The organism is Methylocystis sp. NC52PC (assembly GCF_055698645.1).
In genome coordinates this window covers 3015174-3031135 of record NZ_CP170127.1, presented here as the reverse complement: position 1 = coordinate 3031135, position 15962 = coordinate 3015174, and the positions used below count along the sequence as shown (strand labels likewise).

The window sequence follows — 15962 nt, the reverse complement described above, 5'->3', positions numbered from 1 at the left end:
GAGCGCTCGCTTTGAACCTGCCGTCGATCATCGCAACCATCGCGGCGCTTCAGGGCGCGGCCGGCGTGTCGCTCGCCGCCGCCGCCGCTCATGTCGACGCCAATCCCCTGCTGTCCACTGCAAGCCAATTTCTGCTGATCCACGCCGCCGCCGGCCTCGCCCTCGCGGCGCTCGCCGGCGCCGGGGCGCCGGCGCGCCGCCTTTTCGTCGCCGCGGCGCTGGCGCTTCAGACGGGCGTGACGCTGTTTTCGGCAGACCTTGCGGCGCGCGTCTATTTCGGCGGCAAGCTCTTTCCCCTCGCCGCGCCAACCGGCGGCTCTTTGACGATTCTGGCCTGGCTCGCGCTGGCGGCGTGGGGCGCCATGGGGATCACACGCCGCAGTTGAACTGCGACGAAAAAGCAACAGTCGAGGAGTTGCTCGCGGGGCACTCGCGCATATGCTGGACTTGTCCCAAAAACAGGCTCACCCTCACGGGCATGTCTGTCTCGGACGCGCCCGACCCCCGTTCTGGCGGCGCATCGAGCGATGCGGCGCAACGCCCGGGCGACCTGCTGCTCGGACGCAGGGTGCTTATTGTCGAAGACGATCCTTATATTACGCTCGCGCTCGAGGAAACGCTCGCCGACTTTGGTCTGATCGTCGCGGGCGCGGCGCGCACGATCCCGCAGGCCCTGCGGCTGGCGCAGACCTCGTCCTTCGACCTCGCTCTGCTCGACGTGAATATTGGCCAGGATAGGATCGACCCGGTCGCCGACGTGATCCACGCGCGCGGCATTCCCTTCGTCTTCACGACCGGCTACGGGCGCGCCGGTTTGCCCGAAGCCTATCTGAACCAGGCGATTGTGGAAAAACCATTCTACGTTGAAGAAATCTTGCGCACCCTGCGCGAAGAGCTGGGGAACGCCCGGAAATAGAGGGCTTTTCCAAAAAAAGGCGCGCGCGCCCTTGAAGGCGGGCGCAGGCCGGTCTAGCGTCCCCAATAGTTACGCTTGTGTTAAAAGGGGCGTCCGATGGCCAGCCTTTCCCTCGACCCGCGCGCCCGCGCCGCCAACGCGCGCTCGGCGATCGCGCTCGGCGCCGCGTGCGCGCTGTTCGGCGCCGCGCTGCTCGGTTACGACGCGCCAGTCAGCCAGGCGGCGGGCGGGCTGATCGACGCCGTCTTCAGCCGCTCGCGCCCGGCGGCCGAGATTTATTACAGCTACGTCCCGCGCTATGACCTCTTTCAGCCGCCGCCGCGCCGGCTCAGGCTCGCCAAGCGCCCGCACGACGTGCAGGCCCGCCGACGGCTGGTCGAGCGTCGTCGGTTCGTGGCCCATCGCCTCCCGTCTGCTGTCGCGCAGCGCCGTCCCGTCATGGCCGAGGCCGTTCCGATCGGGCGCAACCCGATGTTTCGCGTCTGGTCTCCTCCGACGATCGCATTGATGCGCGCCGCGCGGCGAGATCGCCCGCTACAAGGCGCGCAGCGGGAAAATCGGCTTGACCGGACGGGGGCGGCGCCTCCGGCTGCGGCGCACGGCGCGGCGGCCCCAGCAGCCGCCTTCTACGCCGATCCCACGCTTCGGCCCGGCGACACGGTGGTGACCCCGGAGGGCGTTCGCGTTCTCCGCTACGGCAGCCACGCCCCCTACAAGGAGACAGATTTCGTCTCGTTGGCGCAGGCCGGCGCGCCGCTCGCCAACAGGAGCGCGCTCAATGAGATCGACCGCGTCGTGAAAACGCCGCTTGGCCGCGCGCCGGCTGATCTCTGAACGCTCCGCCGCCCCGCCACTTTCTCGCCGCGCTTGCCCGCGAGAAAGGATGGGGACTTGGCGTGGGAGAATAGCGCTTGCCCGTCGTGGCCGAAGACCATCTTTCCCAGGCGGGGCGCCGCCCCTCCAGCGAGTCGCGCCGGCCGGCGCGCGGCTATGCGGGTGGGGTGCGGCGCCTGCTCGTCGGCGTAGCGGCAACGATTCTTGTCCTTTTCGGCGTCGCCGCGGGGCTGGCGACATGGCTCTACTCGCCGGCCGCCACGCTCGCGGCGGTCACGCGGCAGATCAATGAGGCCACCGGCCTTTACGTCGCGGCGCGCGAAGGTCCCCGGCTGTTCTTGACGCCCCGCCCGCATCTGGTCATGAGCGGCGTCGCCTTCGCCGACCGCAATAAGGCGCTTCAGATTGAGGCGACCGAGCTTCGGGGCAATCTCAAGCTGCTGCCGCTTTTTGCCGGCAGGCTGGAGCTCGACTCGGCGACGCTGACGCGCCCGCGCGCCCGGGTCGATCTCGACGCCGCGCCCATCGACGCGCCGGGGGCCGCAACGCACGCCGCCGCCGCGCAGGCCGGCAGCATGGCGGCGCAAAAAGCCGACGATTTCCGGCTTGGGCTCGTCCATATCGTCGACGGCGCGCTGCGCCTGCGGCGGGAGGGCGTCGATTACGCCGCCGATCGCATTTCAGCGACGCTCGATTGGCGCAAGGTCGGCGAGCACGCGCTTCTGACGAGCGCGCTCGATTGGCGCGGCGAGCGGCTGCAGCTGGTGTTTTGGGTCGCGCGGCCCGGCATGTTCCTGCGCGGCGACGCTTCCGTCGTCACGGCCCGGATCGACGGCGAAAGCATGCGCCTCGAAGCGCAGGGGGTCGCGCAAAGCGGCGCCAATGCGCGCTTTTCGGGACGGGTCGCCGGCTCCGCCGCGTCGGCGCGGGAGGCGCTGGCGCTCTTCACCGTGGAGGCGCCCTTTCCCGGCCCCTTCGGCGACGCCGAATTTTCGGCGCAGGCGACGATTGCGCCCCGTGAGGCGGCGTTCAGGGATTTGCGCGTGCTCGTCGACGGCAACGCCTTCGACGGGGAGCTGACGGTGCGTCAGGAAGACGGCCGGCCCTATGTGTGCGCCACGCTGAAAAGCGATTTCGTGGCCTTGAAGCCCTTGCTTGCGGACGCGCCGCCTTTGGTCGGGCCCGACGGTCAATGGAGCCCGAAGCCGCTCGACCTGCCCGATCTCACGGGGGCCGACGTCGACGTAAAGATCGCCGCGCGCCATGCGCGGTTCGGGCGGCTCACGCTCGACGGCGCCAGTATGACCGCAGCGCTTCGCGATGGGGCGCTCGATCTGTCGCTGGCCGAAGCCGAGGCCTATCGCGGCCGCCTCAAGGCGCGCTTCTCCTTCAAGCCGGCCGGGCGCGACCTCTCCATGCACGCCGTGGCCCAGACGGCCGGCGTGGACGCCCGCGCCCTGCTCTGGGACTCCTTCGGGAAGGAGGCGGTAGGCGGCGGGCTTGATTCCATGGTGACCGTCGACGCCCACGGCGAGAGCGTCGCCGATATGGTGCGCAGCCTCAACGGGCGAGCGAGCTTGACCCTGACCGACGGAGAAATCGCCGGCGTCGATTTCGACCGGGCGCTGCGCCGTTTCGAAAAGCGCCCCTTATCGAGCGCTCAGGACATTCGTTCCGGCAGTTCGCCGCTGACCCGGGCTCAGGCGACGCTGCTGATCGAAGGCGGCGTCGCGACGCTGGAGGACGGCGTCGCCAGCGGTCCCGGCTTCACCCTGAATTTCACCGGCGCCGCCAATCTCGCCGAGCGCAGCCTCGCCGTCAAAGCCGCCGCCCGCGAGGCCGACGCGATGGGCAAGCCGCGCGACAAAGGCTTACAGATCGCGTTCGATCTCGCCGGGCCGTGGGACGAGTTGAAAATCGCGCCGGACCCGAAGGCCTTCATCCGGCGGTCGGGCGCCGCTGCGCCTTTGCTGCCTGAGCCGCCGGCCGAAGAGCCGCGCTAAGCGTCTTCGACCTCGACTTCGCGGGGCGCTTCTTCGAGGAGATTGGTCAGGGAGGCCGGAAGATCGAGGTAGCGGAAGCGTCGCAATTCGAAGCCGATGCCGACAAGCCCCCAGGGCGGCGTATAGGTCTGCCACGGGGGGATTTCGCTCAAGACGACCACGTGGCCGCCATTGATCGCCGGCGCGATCCGCTCGACCGTATAAATCGCCCCACGCCGCAGGCCCCCGTCGCCAAAGCGTCCGGGCCCCGCCTCGACGCAGACGACCTCCGTTCCGGGAGGGGTGTTCGGGCTGATCATCTTTCTTCCTCGTCGCGAGCGGCGACAGGCGCCGCGCCCTCTCCCACCCTTATGGAGGGCGCGGCGACACAGGAAGCAAGTCGGGATCAGCCTTTGCGGCCGATCACCAGAGTTTCAGGAAGCTGAGCAGGCCCTTCTTGAGCTTCTTGCGGTCGAGGGCGGCGAGTTCGTTGTAGACGTTGCGGGCCTTGGCGCGCAGCTCGATCAGCTCGTCGTCCGGAACGTCGAAATTGACGGCGGCAAGGCGCAGCTGGCGGCGGGCTTCGTCGAGCCTGGCCTGTGCGTCTGCGATCAAAGCATGGAGCATTTTTCCACCTTCAGTGTAGGTTGCGAAACCGCTCTGCGACGGCGGACCTGAACAGATCGGGCGCGGCCCAAAATAAAAAGCGCCGGCGATTTTTCTGCAAAATGCCGCGCTGGAGCGTGGAGGCCTCGGAGGCACTTGCGCCTATCAGTGAATTCAATGGCTTAACCCCAAGGTGCGGGGAAAGTAGCGATATTGAATTCATTGCGGCTTTTTCCTCGGCCCCCGCACCTGATCGGCTCATATCACAAGGACCGGCGGAACCGCCAGACCCTACAAACCGAAGCGCCGCCCTGGCGGGGAACCAGGACGGCGGCAATCAGAAGACGAAGGCCTTCCACAACCTTCAGGCGCGAGAGTCTCACAGACCGTGCCTCGTTGCAATGGCCGTCTTCGCAGCGCCATACGTCCAGCTCGCCATGTCCGTCGCCGCCCTGGCCGCTCTCTCTGGAGGGCTGCGTCATGGCTGAGCCGCTCCAAACGATCGACATTTACGAATGCGTCTGCCGGGCCTTGGAAAAGGCCCGCTGTCTCGACCTGATCGCTGACGGTCTCGCAGCAAGCCACCTAGCTCCAGACGAGGCGCAGGCGCTTCAGTGGATTGCGGGCGAAATTGTGAAGGACGTCCGCGCCCTTCACGATGCGCTCGCCACTCAGCTGAAAGCCGACAAGCAGCTGTTTTCGACGGGGCAGGAATAGGCGCCGCTTAGTTGGCGCCCCCCAAGAGGGGTTGGGCGTTGCAAGCGCCTTCTTCTCAAAAAATCCCTGCCCTTTACCGGCGAAGATAGTCGTCAGGAGCCCGGCCGCGTGACGGCCGATTGAGCGAGGGACAGCGCCAAGGACCGCCCGCGCCTTACGCGCGGGCGCGCACGACGCGGGGCTTCCTTGCCGTGGAAGGGTGACACCTACGACCACGGATTCCCGGGCCGCATCGCCGCTTGAGATTGGGCGATTCAGAAGACGCGAAGAACAACGGCACGACCGTCGCGGAAAGGCGGCGGACTCACGGCGTGGAGTAAGCGCGCCGGCCGGGCGGCTGGCCCCCGATATCGGGCACGCGTCGGATACCGCGATCTCGGTTCAGCATCCCGTCTCGGCTCCGATTGGATCGGGCCGGGGACCTCGGGAAGGGGAAGCTTTGACCTAATGTACGAGAGCCGACATGACCGAGTTCGATATCTTCCTCCTAGCCTTCCCCGAGCGCTCCGGCGGTCACCATGTAGAGGCTGCTCGGCTTGCCTGGGGGCGCGCCCTGGCGCGCGCCCCTGCCTCCACGATCATCGCAGCGGCGGAGCGCTACAGGGATGCCTGCATAGGCAAAGAGCCCCGTTACGTCATGGGCGCGGCAAGGTGGCTCAGTGAAAGCCGCTGGCGCGAATTTAAGTCCCCGGAGTCCGGGGACTTAAGATCAAGCCCCGAAGTCCGGGGCTTGGTCAGACCCCCGGACTGCGGGGGTCTCATTTGGATCGAATACGGCACTCGCGAGTGGGAAGCCTGGAGCCGCTTCTACAAGGCGACGCGCGGTAAGACTCCGCCGCTGGATCAGCGCGGCGGCTGGCGCTTTCCAGGCCCTGAGCCACCGTCGTGAAAATCTTCTCTCCACACATGTCACGTCGCTGGGGAAGAGTCCTTCTCCGGCCCGTATAAACGCTATCCAAATCCAGCAAAAGGCGTTACGCCTGGGTTGTGGGGACAGTCCCTACAAGCAAGGGCTCGGCAGCTGCAACTGCCGAGCCCTCTAAGAACGGAGGTGTCCAACCATGAGCCCCGAGCTCGCGGAAGTTCTCCTGTATGGCGGCCTCTTTCTCCTGCACCTTGCCAGGTGGATGGGAGGATAGACCGGAGAGGGGTGCCTCACTGCGCAAGCGGTGGGGCATTCCTCTCATTTTTTGACACTACATAAAGCGCGGTGTCTGCGAAACGAAAATGTAATTTTTCTACACTGATTTTTGACGGCGTTCTGACGCCGAAAACGCCCCGCGCTTACCTCCAGCGTCGGGGCGTTCATATGCCGACAATGGCCATATCGGCTTGCGCGAGACCATACGCGCCACGTTTGCAGGATGCAATTCCTATCTGGTCCCAATGCCCAAAACCTTGTTTAGGGGGTGTTTTCGGCTAGGGGCTTTTCCTTTCTCGCTTTCGTGATATGAATTTGATCCGTTAGCGCGGATTACTTTCACATGAACGACGCCGCAAAGGCGATTAAATTCCTAGAGAGCCTCTCGGTCCCCGAGGGGATTCGCGCCGGCCGTCGTCTAAAGCTCGCCCCGTTCCAGAAAGCGTTCGTGCGGGGAGCCCTTGCGCCGAAGACGACCGCCGCGGCCCTTTCAGTTGGCCGCGGCAACGGCAAGAGCGCCCTGTCTGCGGGACTCGGTTTGGCTGAGCTCCTCGGGGTGTGGGATCAGCAACCCCGGCGGGAAATATTGCTCGCGGCCCGCACGCGCGATCAGGCGCAAGTCGCCTGGAATTTCGCGGCCGGTCTCTCTCGGTCCCTGCCCGATGAGAAGCAGGAACTCCTCCGCTTTCGGCGCGGGGCGAAGCTCGAAATCGAGTATGGCGGCGACGGCGGCGGGTTAATGCGCGTCGTCCCGGCCGATGGCAAAAGCATTCTCGGCTCCGCCCCGACGCTGGCGCTCTTGGATGAGCGCGGACATTGGGAGCGCGACAAGGGCGACGCCCTGGAGCACGCCATCCTCTCCGGCCTCGGCAAGCGCGGTGGCCGGGCGCTGATCATATCGACCTCGGCGCCCGACGATGCGCACCCGTTCAGCAAGTGGCTCGATGAGGAGCAAGAGGGCGTTTACCGGCAGGAGCATCGCCCGTCGCCGGGACTGCCGGCAGATGACCTCGAAAGCCTCCTCCTGGCCAACCCTGGCAGCAAGGCGGGCATCGGCTCCTCGATGGAATGGCTCCGGGCGCAAGCCCGCCGCGCCATCGCGCGCGGAGGCGGAGCCCTTACGAGTTTTCGGCTTTACAACAGAAATGAGCGGGTGAGCGGCGAGACGCGCGACCTCCTCCTGACCGTGGACGAATGGCTCCAGTGCGAGTCCTCGGATCTTCCGCCGCGACAGGGCGCCGTCGTTATCGGAATCGACTTGGGCGGCTCCGCGAGCATGTCGGCGGCGGCGTTCTACTGGCCCGAGACGGGCCGACTCGAATGCTTGGGCTGCTTCCCTGGAAAGCCCGATCTTCTCGCGCGTGGGCAGGCCGATGGCGTCGGCAATCGCTACTGCGAAATGCGGGACCGGGGCGAGCTCTCGACCCTTGGCGATGCGACCGTTCCCGTGAGCCCATGGCTCATCGAAACGCTGCGCCATGTAGAGGGCCAGCAAATCGCGGCCATCGTCGCAGACCGCTTCAAGCAGAGCGAGGTTGGCGAAGCCATCGATCGCGCCGGCATTCGGGCGCCGATCATCTGGCGCGGGCAAGGCTTCCGAGACGGCGGAGAAGACTGCGAACGGTTCCGGCGCGCATGCTTCGACGGCCGGGTGAAAGCAGCGCCGTCATTGCTCCTGCGCTCCGCCTTTGCAGATGCGATCTGCCTCCGCGACCCCGCGAACAACCTGAAGCTCGCGAAAGCGCGCAGCAACGGCCGCATCGACGCGGCGGCGGCGAGCGTTCTCGCCGTCGCGGAAGGCGCGCGGATCGCGGGACGTCCCCAGAGAACCGCGAGGACGGCGCTATGGGTCTGAGGCTCGGCTGGCGCGTCTACGGCTCGAAAAGGTGGAAGCGCCTTCGCTTTTTCGCGCTGCGCAGAGACGGCTTCCAATGCGTCAAATGCGGCGCGCGGGCTGATCTGGAGTGCGACCACATTAAGCCGCTCAGGACGCATCCCGAGCTCGCCTACGAGCTCTCGAACCTCCAGAGCCTTTGTGTCCCCTGCCACTCTGAAAAGACGAACGCGGAAATGGGGCGCCGTCCGCTCGCCGGGCGTAGCGAGTGGCGCAACTTGGTGCTCGAACTGTCTAAGAAAGGGAATGCTGAATGCTTGAGTCAGTGAAGATCAGCCGTCGCCAGAGCGAGATTCGCCAGGCGCTCGCGGCCATCGTCGGAAAGGAAAGCCCCGACGAAAATGAGACGCGGCAGATGACCGACCTCGATGCGGAGTATCACCGTAACGAGACGCGTTACCGCGCTGCGCTGATCACTGAAGATCAGGAGCGCCGCGACGCCAAGGGCGAGCTCGAAACGCGCGGCTCCAAGGAATGGGCGGAGCTCGTCTCCAAGTTCGAACTGCGACAGGTGGCGCTCTCCGTCGATGAGGGCCGCGTGCTCGATGGCCCGACTGCCGAAATCGTGACCGAGCTCCGCTCCAAGGGCGGCTATCGCGGCGTTCCGGTCCCGTGGGCGGCGCTCGAAAAGCGCACCGGCGAGACGGTCGCGAGCGGCGTTCCTGACCCCATGCGCACCATGCCGATTATTGACCGCATCTTTGCGGCCGGCGCCGCTGCGCGCATGGGCGCAAACTTCATCAATATCGACTCTGGCAGCATCGAATACCCGGTGACGACCAGCGCGGTTGCGGCCGCGTGGGCCGCGACCGAGACGGGCAGCGTCGGCGGCCCGACCGCCTACGCCACGACCGACAAGCCGATGACGCCCGCGAATAGTCTGGGCATCACCATGAAGATCACGCGCAAGTCCATGAAGCAGGTGGGCGACGCGCTGGAGCAAGCCGTGCGGCGCGACATGAACGGCTGCATCGGCGTGGCCATGGACAAGGCGGTTTTCCTGGGCGCTGGATCGTCGGGCGAGCCCGCCGGCGTGCTTGTCGGCTCCTACGGCATCACCTCGACCAGCATCGCCGCTGCGGCCTCCTGGGCGGCTTTCCGGGCCGCCGTGAAGCGGTTCCTGATCGCCAATGCGGCCGGTTCTCCTGCGGACGTTCGCTTGCTGATCCGGCCCGAGGTTTGGGACGCCCTCGACGGCACATTGATCAGCGGCACCGCCGTTTCCGAATGGGATCGACTCGCGTCGCACATTCCGCCTTCAAACGTCGTCATGTCTTCGAATGCGCTCGCCGCTCCGACCGGCTCGCCGGCCGCATCGAAGGCGCTTCTGACAACGAACGTGGGCGGCGTGCCTCCGATCTTTGTGGGCCTTTGGGGCGCGATTGACGTGATCCGTGATCCGTATTCAGACGCGGCGAGCGGCGGCCTCCGCCTCACTGCTCTTGCGACGATGGATGTTACCGTCGCGCGCGGAGCGCAATTGGAAATCCTCACGGGCATCCAATAATGGAGCGCCGCTCCTGCAATCTCGAGCTCAGGACGGTGGGGGATTTCCCCCACCGTCTCGAGGGCTATGCGGCAGTCTTCGGGACCGAAACCCGCATTGGCGACTTCGTGGAAACCATCCGCGCCGGCGCCTTCAAGGACACGTTGGCGAGCGGTCGCGACATTCTCGCGCTTGCCGATCACGACCCGCGCGCGTTGCTCGGGCGGACGCGGAGCGGAACCTTACGACTCGCGGAAGATACGCGCGGGCTGCACTTCGAAATCGACACGGCGGACACAAGCTTAGGCCGCGACATCCACGAGCTCGTGAAGCGCGGCGACATTGGCGGCGCGTCCTTTGGCTTCAAGGCGAAGAAGGATTTTTGGAACGGGCGGCGCCGCGAGCTCCGTGCGGTCGATCTTTACGAGATCTCAATTGTGCAAAGTTTCCCGGCCTATCAGGACACGAGCGTTGAGGCCCGGGCCGAGGCGCTCTTTGCCAAGCCGGAGAAGGCCATGCAGCGCGTGGCGCGCATCTGGAGGGCGTAATGGCCGAGACGCTGAAGCAAATCGAATGGGCGCCGGCGCAATGGCCGGCGCGACCGCCCAGCATGTCCGTTGAGGCCGCGATGATCGCACCCGCGATCATTTGGGCTCGCCTGGAGCACTACACCGCGCAACGCTTCAGCGCGCGCGATATCCAGTGGATCGTGGAAGGGCCAGGCAATTGGGAGGCTCCCCTTTCGCCTGCGACCATCACCACGGTTGAGCGCTGGGTGAATGGCGCATGGCAAGAAGACGCGGCGCTTTCGGCCTCGCCGCTCGGGGGTTACGTCCTGTCCGGCTGTGGGCCGTATCGGTTCACAGGCACAGTTGGCGCCGGGCCCGTGCCGGAAATCGTAAATCAAGCCTATAGGCGACTCGCGGAATATTTCGCGGCGAGCGATGGTCGCGCAGGCCTTCGCGCAGAGACGGTCCAGGACATTGGGTCTTTCGAGTATGACCTAAACGCCGTCGCCAGCGCGCTTCAGAAAAGCGGCGCCGCCGATCTTCTGCGCGGCTACAGGAGGCCACAATGAACTGGCGCTGGCCGTGGCAGAAAGTTGAAAAGCGCTCATCGGCGAGCGGATTTACGTCAGAGATAATTGCAGCCCGCGCCGCCTATATTGCCGGGCGCTCCGGCATTGGCGAACTGACCGCGACCGTCCAAAGCTGCATCGGCCTTTGGGAGCACGCCTTTGCCGCTGCGGACGTGACCGGCGCGCCCATGCTCAACCGCCGGACAATGGCGCTAGCCGCTCGCGCTCTCGCGCTACGCGGCGAGGCCGTGCTCCTGATCGACGCGGACATGCTCATCCCCTGCTCGGATTGGGATTTGTCCACGCGCAACGGCCGACCCTCCGCCTATCGCGTTTCGATCAGCGAAGCGGGCGGCGGTCGCACGATGACCGTCCTGGCGCCCGAGGTTTTGCATTTCAGGATCGGATCCGACCCGGCGACGCCTTGGGCCGGATCTTCGCCGCTCCGCCGCTCCGGCCTTACCGGTTCCCTCTTGGAATCGGTAGAAAGCGCGCTTGCCGAAGTTTTCGAGTATGCGCCGCTCGGCTCGCAAATCGTGCCGTTTCCTGAAGCTCCCAACATTGACCTTGAAACTCTCGGGCGGGGTTTCAGGGGGCGGCGCGGTCGCGTCCTCCTCCGGGAGTCCGTCGCCGTGTCGGCGGCCGGCGGCCCAGCGCCGGCCGTCGATTGGAAGCCGCAAGACGTTACCCCGAACCTTCAACAGGCAATGACGACCGAGACGCTGGAGGCGGCGCGCAACGCCGTCCTTGGCGTCTTCTTCGTGCTCCCGTGCCTTCTCGATAAAGCTGGCCAGGGCCCGGCGATCAGGGAAGCGCAGCGCCACCTTGCAACCTATGGGCTCCAGCCCATTGGCGAGCTCATTGCGGAGGAGGCTTCGCAGAAGCTCGGATCGGCCGTCGCCATTGACGTTCTGCGGCCGTTACAAGCGTTCGACGCCGGAGGGGCGGCGCGAGCCTTCTCCACCTTCGTCCAGGCTCTCGCGCAGGCCAAGGAGGCCGGCCTGGATACGGCGGCCATCGCCGGCATTCTCGCGCGTCTCGATTGGGAAAAATGACGCCGTCACAGGTAGCTCGCAATCCGATGACAGGGGGCCTCCTGCATGGCGCCAGCGACGCTCATACGGCGACTCCGACCGGATCGCCGGACAGCCATCCGCGACGCATTGGCTGCGCTAATGCGGGAGGTAGCGCCTACCCCCTTCGTGGTTGAGGGACCGGGGCGCGCCGGGGTCCGCGCGCGCCTTTGCACTGCAGGGTGGCGCTGGGGGCAAGCGGACGCCGAGGCGGCGGCCATCATTGAGTCCGCGCTGAAGAAGGTAGGGGCAAAGCGCCCGACATGGCAGCAGGGACAGTCGGAATACACGCAGGAGGGACATGCGCCGATCCTGCGCGAGCGCTGCAAGCGCTGCGCGAAGCCGCTCCCCGAGGGCGCGCTGCGCTACTGCGGCCCGGTGTGCGCCAAGGCCGCGAAGGTCGATCAGCACAGCCGGCGCGACAAGGAGGCAGTTTCCCTTGCGCTCAAAGCCTATCGTGCCGCGTGGATTGAGCGGCAACCAGAAAGAGAATGCCCGGTGTGTCGAAAAGGTTTTCGACAGAAGCAAGCCGCGCAGCAGTATTGTTCAAGAGCCTGCTATCACGACGCTCGACGACTTGCCCGACGAAATATGCCCGTGGTGTGCAAAGGGCTTTGAGCAACGGACGGGACGCGGGGGAAGGCAGATTTATTGCTCCAAGGAGTGCACACGCGCGGCGAACTATGAGGAGTTCCAGGGCTGGCGTGCGCACGTCCGCGCGGCGCTGATTTGCGTGGATTGCCGCAAGCCGATCATTGGTGCGCGGCGGCAGGATAAAAAGCTTTGCGCAGAATGTTTGGGCAGGCATCTACTGGAGAACCGCAAGGCGAGTCGCTTGCGGGCGAAGGCTGGAACGACGGGCCGGCGGGGAACGAACCAGTTCGGGCGGGTGGAGTAGGCGAGAAAGTTGACACGACGTCCAAATCCAAAGAATTTGGAGTGCCCCCCGCGAGATGAGAGCCTCGCGGGAAGGCTTGTTGAAGGTGGGAGCCTTTAACCGCCCGCTCCGTGGCTGAAGGCCAAAGCGAGATACGCTATGGCCCCAGTCGCGTGAGCGGCTGCTAAGAATAAATATACTTTGTCCATTCTTTCTCCTGTATTTGCCGAGCTATGACCGCGACGCCCGCGCGTGAATGTTGTCGAGGGCGTCGCCAACGTCGAGATAGGGACCCCTGATCTCTTGGCGTATCTAGATTGCAACGGATCGTCGGCCCGCGCAAAAGCCTTACGCCGCCGGTCAGACCATAGCGGTCGAGATGCGAGTCTTATTAACAGGCGCCGGCGGGTATCCGGCTTGCTTCGCGGATTTCGCTTGCCCTGGGCCATCGGGCGCGCCTTGATCCGGGGACGATTCGCTAGCCGGTGGCGCGGGCGCCATGGGCAACGGGCTAAGTTGAACTTAGGTCGTCAAGGCCAGTGCCGGAGCAACCAATACGGGGGAGTCGATCAGCGCTTAATTCCTCACAAAGCGAAGAATTAAGCCCCGCGCTAATTGGCGTCGGAATTGGACTTGTCTTTCTTCGACCGCCGCCGCCCTTCTATTTCCCTGCGTCGCTTTTCGAGTGCTTCGAGATCATGTGCGCGCTCCGCTACGTCACGAGAGAACTTCTCGAGAACTTTCGCCATGGTCGCGAGATGCTCAACCTCCGGATCGAACGATCGCTGAAGTCGGTTCACAATTTCGGCGTTCATCGAACGCCCGTTGGCCTTTGCGGCTTTGGCGATTTCATCCCGCATCCCGTCCGGCAGACGGAGCACGAACTTATCCTGCGGTTGTCTTGGACCTTCCTGCATTGTGGCTATGAGCCATCAAAAGCGCCTTGACGCAATAAAGGCTATGAGCCATCATGGCATTGAGCCATCATAGGAGCGACCATGCAGAGTCTCGACAAAGCCGTTATCCGCTTACCTGACGGGATGCGCGAGGAAATCAAAGGACTCGCGAGATCAAACCGCCGGTCCATGAATGCGGAGATTGTGGCAGCGATAGAGCGGCACATCAAAGCCTCGACAGGCTGGGCCATCGAGGAAAGCCGCGCCCAGCCTGCCGTGAAGGCGACCGCTTAATGTCCGGCCGTCCCTCCCGCATCACTCAGGCGGACTGGAACCGGGCTGTTAAGGCCGCTGCGTCGGCCCCCTGCCCGATGGCCGTCGAAGTGACGCCGGACGGGACAATTCGCATAGTGCCGGCCCTTGCGGTCGAAGAGAAGAAGGCGGAGCCTCGGCCCACCAAGCTCGATATCAGGCTCTAGCCCATGCCCAAGCCCCGCCTGCCCTTTCTGCAATACGAACGGTCCCGACACGGAACCCTCACTTATTATGTGCGCATGGGGAAAGGTCCGCGCCTCCGGATCAAGGGCGAATACGGTTCAGAGGAATTCATGGCGGCCTATCATGCCGCCATCGCCGGGAAGCCGCTTCCTGCGGCGCGCCCCGAGCGCGACGCCAAGTCTCTGGCGTGGCTGATCGCCCGTTATCGCGAAACAACCGCTTGGGCCGATTTCAAACCGGCGACGCAGCGCCAGCGGGAGGCGATCCTCCGCCAAGTGATCAGCCGCGCTGGGCATGTCCCCTTCAAGGCCATCGAGCGCGCCCACATCGTCGCGGGGCGCGACGAGCGCCGGGCGACACCTCACCAAGCGAACCATTTTCTGAAAGTGATGCGCCACTTGTTCGCATGGGCGAAAGAAGCGCAGCACATCGAGTCAGACCCGACCGAGGGCGTGTCGTTCGCCAAGGCGGAGACTGAGGGCCATGCGACATGGACGGTAGAGGAAATCCGGCGCTTTGAAGCGCACTGGCCCATAGGGACGCGCCAGCGTCTCGCCATGGCGGTCCTTCTCTACACCGGGTTACGGCGCGGGGACGCTGTGAGACTTGGACGCCAGCACATTCGAGACGGCTGGATTGCGCTTCCAAAGACAGAGAAGACGGGCGAGCGCATTGATATGCCGCTCGCCCCCGCCTTGGCCGACATTGTCGCCCGCTCTCCAACCGGCGACCTTGCGCTGATATCAACAGAGACCGGCGCCCCGAGGGCCAAGGCGGGCTTTGGGAACTGGTTCCGTGAGGCCTGCGATGCGGCCGGGGTGCCAGGATCAGCCCACGGATTGCGCAAGGCGCTCGCCACGCTGGCCGCAGAGGGCGAAGCAACCGAGGCGGAGCTAGAGGCGCTGTTTGGATGGCGGGACCGTCAGACGTCCACGATCTACACGCGAGCAGCTAGCAAGAAAAAGCTCGCTGCGTCGGCGCTCCGAAAGGCGTTTAGGGGTGAAGAGAGAACGGAGTTGGCCCGTACCCTATGCCAAGGTGCGGGGAATAATCAAAAAGAGAAAGGTAAATCAGATGCTTAGAAAACTCGTGGAGGCCTCGGAGGGAATCGAACCCCCGTACAAGGATTTGCAGTCCTCTGCGTAGCCACTCCGCCACGAGGCCATCCGGGCGGCGAAGGCGCGACGCGCTTCGCCTGCGACCGCTCTTACAGGAGGCCGCAACGGCCGGCAAGTGTCCCAACCGGTCAGTCCGAGGCGCGCGACGCCCAAGTCGCGTGGGAGACGTTCGCAAGCCGGGCGAGATCATCGACGAGCGCGTCGAGTTCGGCCGCGTCGACGCTCGTCGGCGCGAGCGTGGCGACGATTTCGACGCCCTCCTCCCGCTCGACGTCTCTCATTTCCAGCGCGGGATATTTGGCTGCCGCCAGCCGCTCCTCGATCAATTCGCGCAAAGCGTCGCGACTCGCGTCGTCCGTGCTCACCCGCAATTCGAAGGTCGCCTCGGTCTGGCTCTCGTCGATCGGCGCGCGCTCGATGAAATTGACGAGCGGCCGCAGGAAGGTGTTGCCCGCCAACACAAAGCCGCACATGAGCAGAGCTTCGGCCGGATGGTCGGCGCCGGCGAAGGCGCCCGTCACCGCCGAGCACCAGATTGTCGCGGCCGTGTTGAGGCCGCGGATATTCATACCCTCCTTCAAAATCACGCCCGCGCCGAGGAAGCCGACGCCCGACGCGACATAGGCGAGAACCTGGGTCGCGCCCTGATTGCCCATCAGCCGCATGCCGAGATCGACGAAGGCGGAGGCGCCCAGCGCGACCAGGGCATTCGTGCGCAGGCCGGCGTTGCGCTGGCGATATTGCCGCTCCGCGCCGATCAGCGTGCCGAGCACGAGCGCCACGATGAGCGAGACGAAGGTGTTCAAGAATTCGACGCCGTTGAAACTGATGATCCCGGCCATTGAT

The 15962-nt window shown here is 65.2% G+C and carries 19 protein-coding genes and 1 tRNA gene; 15 read left to right on the top strand and 5 right to left on the bottom strand.

Translation table 11 applies throughout. From position 1 onward, the window contains the following. The first annotated feature begins 11 nt into the window (after positions 1-11). The 4 genes from ACETII_RS16710 (at position 12) to ACETII_RS16695 (ending at position 3753) form a co-directional block, all read left to right on the top strand. Complete coding sequence (locus ACETII_RS16710; RefSeq protein ID WP_363347872.1) at positions 12-386, top strand: DUF423 domain-containing protein; 375 nt, start codon at positions 12-14, stop codon at positions 384-386. 92 nt (positions 387-478) lie between these two features. Next, a complete protein-coding gene (locus tag ACETII_RS16705; RefSeq protein WP_363347870.1) occupies positions 479-916 on the top strand; it encodes a response regulator in 438 nt (145 codons plus the stop codon). Between the two features lie 96 nt (positions 917-1012). Continuing rightward, positions 1013-1750: a hypothetical protein gene (locus tag ACETII_RS16700; RefSeq protein ID WP_472786239.1), complete on the top strand. Its 738-nt coding sequence runs from the start codon at positions 1013-1015 to the stop codon at positions 1748-1750. A gap of 86 nt (positions 1751-1836) precedes the next feature. Next, a complete protein-coding gene (locus ACETII_RS16695) occupies positions 1837-3753 on the top strand; it encodes an AsmA family protein (RefSeq protein ID WP_472788182.1) in 1917 nt (638 codons plus the stop codon). On the opposite strand, the gene ACETII_RS16690 is transcribed toward ACETII_RS16695, so the two are convergent. After that, positions 3750-4052, bottom strand: coding sequence for a hypothetical protein (locus ACETII_RS16690; protein ID WP_363347866.1), 303 nt, complete (start codon positions 4050-4052; stop codon positions 3750-3752). The two genes, ACETII_RS16695 and ACETII_RS16690, sit on opposite strands and share 4 nt — an antisense overlap. Before the next feature lie 103 nt (positions 4053-4155). Next, the gene (locus ACETII_RS16685; protein ID WP_472786238.1) at positions 4156-4359 is read right to left on the bottom strand and encodes a hypothetical protein; all 204 of its coding nucleotides are present in this window, start codon (positions 4357-4359) and stop codon (positions 4156-4158) included. A gap of 459 nt (positions 4360-4818) precedes the next feature. On the opposite strand from ACETII_RS16685, the gene ACETII_RS16680 reads away from it, so the two are divergent. The 8 genes from ACETII_RS16680 to ACETII_RS16645 all read left to right on the top strand — a co-directional run bounded on the left by ACETII_RS16680 (position 4819) and on the right by ACETII_RS16645 (position 12625). Beyond that, positions 4819-5055 (top strand): hypothetical protein, encoded by a 237-nt coding sequence (locus ACETII_RS16680; RefSeq protein ID WP_472786237.1) that lies wholly within the window; start codon positions 4819-4821, stop codon positions 5053-5055. Between the two features lie 1484 nt (positions 5056-6539). Then, on the top strand, positions 6540-8051 hold the full coding sequence (locus ACETII_RS16675) for a terminase large subunit domain-containing protein (RefSeq protein ID WP_472786236.1): 1512 nt from the start codon (positions 6540-6542) through the stop codon (positions 8049-8051). Next, positions 8042-8359, top strand: coding sequence for an HNH endonuclease (locus ACETII_RS16670; protein ID WP_472786235.1), 318 nt, complete (start codon positions 8042-8044; stop codon positions 8357-8359). Before ACETII_RS16675 ends, ACETII_RS16670 begins: the two co-directional genes overlap by 10 nt. Beyond that, on the top strand, positions 8344-9597 hold the full coding sequence (locus tag ACETII_RS16665) for a phage major capsid protein (protein WP_472786234.1): 1254 nt from the start codon (positions 8344-8346) through the stop codon (positions 9595-9597). The genes ACETII_RS16670 and ACETII_RS16665 overlap by 16 nt, the downstream gene beginning before the upstream one ends. Then, positions 9597-10124 carry an HK97 family phage prohead protease gene (locus ACETII_RS16660; RefSeq protein ID WP_472786233.1) on the top strand — a complete coding sequence of 176 codons (528 nt, stop codon included), beginning with the start codon at positions 9597-9599 and terminating at the stop codon, positions 10122-10124. Before ACETII_RS16665 ends, ACETII_RS16660 begins: the two co-directional genes overlap by 1 nt. Then, on the top strand, positions 10124-10654 hold the full coding sequence (locus tag ACETII_RS16655) for a hypothetical protein (RefSeq protein WP_472786232.1): 531 nt from the start codon (positions 10124-10126) through the stop codon (positions 10652-10654). The genes ACETII_RS16660 and ACETII_RS16655 overlap by 1 nt, the downstream gene beginning before the upstream one ends. Continuing rightward, positions 10651-11709 carry a phage portal protein gene (locus ACETII_RS16650; RefSeq protein ID WP_472786231.1) on the top strand — a complete coding sequence of 353 codons (1059 nt, stop codon included), beginning with the start codon at positions 10651-10653 and terminating at the stop codon, positions 11707-11709. The genes ACETII_RS16655 and ACETII_RS16650 overlap by 4 nt, the downstream gene beginning before the upstream one ends. Positions 11710-12166: 457 nt before the next feature. Beyond that, positions 12167-12625: a hypothetical protein gene (locus ACETII_RS16645; RefSeq protein WP_472786230.1), complete on the top strand. Its 459-nt coding sequence runs from the start codon at positions 12167-12169 to the stop codon at positions 12623-12625. 590 nt (positions 12626-13215) lie between these two features. On the opposite strand, the gene ACETII_RS16640 is transcribed toward ACETII_RS16645, so the two are convergent. Beyond that, positions 13216-13485: an Arc family DNA-binding protein gene (locus ACETII_RS16640; protein ID WP_472786229.1), complete on the bottom strand. Its 270-nt coding sequence runs from the start codon at positions 13483-13485 to the stop codon at positions 13216-13218. Positions 13486-13602: 117 nt separating this feature from the next. Between ACETII_RS16640 and ACETII_RS16635 the strand changes: the two genes are divergently transcribed. The 3 genes from ACETII_RS16635 to ACETII_RS16625 are packed head-to-tail and all read left to right on the top strand — an operon-like array spanning position 13603 to position 15080. Next, positions 13603-13794, top strand: a complete 192-nt coding sequence (locus tag ACETII_RS16635) for an Arc family DNA-binding protein (RefSeq protein WP_472786228.1) — start codon at positions 13603-13605, stop codon at positions 13792-13794. After that, positions 13794-13979 (top strand): hypothetical protein, encoded by a 186-nt coding sequence (locus tag ACETII_RS16630; RefSeq protein WP_472786227.1) that lies wholly within the window; start codon positions 13794-13796, stop codon positions 13977-13979. The genes ACETII_RS16635 and ACETII_RS16630 overlap by 1 nt, the downstream gene beginning before the upstream one ends. Positions 13980-13982: 3 nt before the next feature. Further along, the gene (locus tag ACETII_RS16625) at positions 13983-15080 is read left to right on the top strand and encodes a tyrosine-type recombinase/integrase (protein WP_472786226.1); all 1098 of its coding nucleotides are present in this window, start codon (positions 13983-13985) and stop codon (positions 15078-15080) included. A gap of 8 nt (positions 15081-15088) precedes the next feature. On the opposite strand, the gene ACETII_RS16620 is transcribed toward ACETII_RS16625, so the two are convergent. Both ACETII_RS16620 and ACETII_RS16615 read right to left on the bottom strand, forming a co-directional pair. Next, a tRNA-Cys gene (locus tag ACETII_RS16620) sits at positions 15089-15162 on the bottom strand. A gap of 82 nt (positions 15163-15244) precedes the next feature. Next, on the bottom strand, positions 15245-15958 hold the full coding sequence (locus ACETII_RS16615; RefSeq protein ID WP_472786225.1) for an MgtC/SapB family protein: 714 nt from the start codon (positions 15956-15958) through the stop codon (positions 15245-15247). Positions 15959-15962 lie beyond the last annotated feature (4 nt).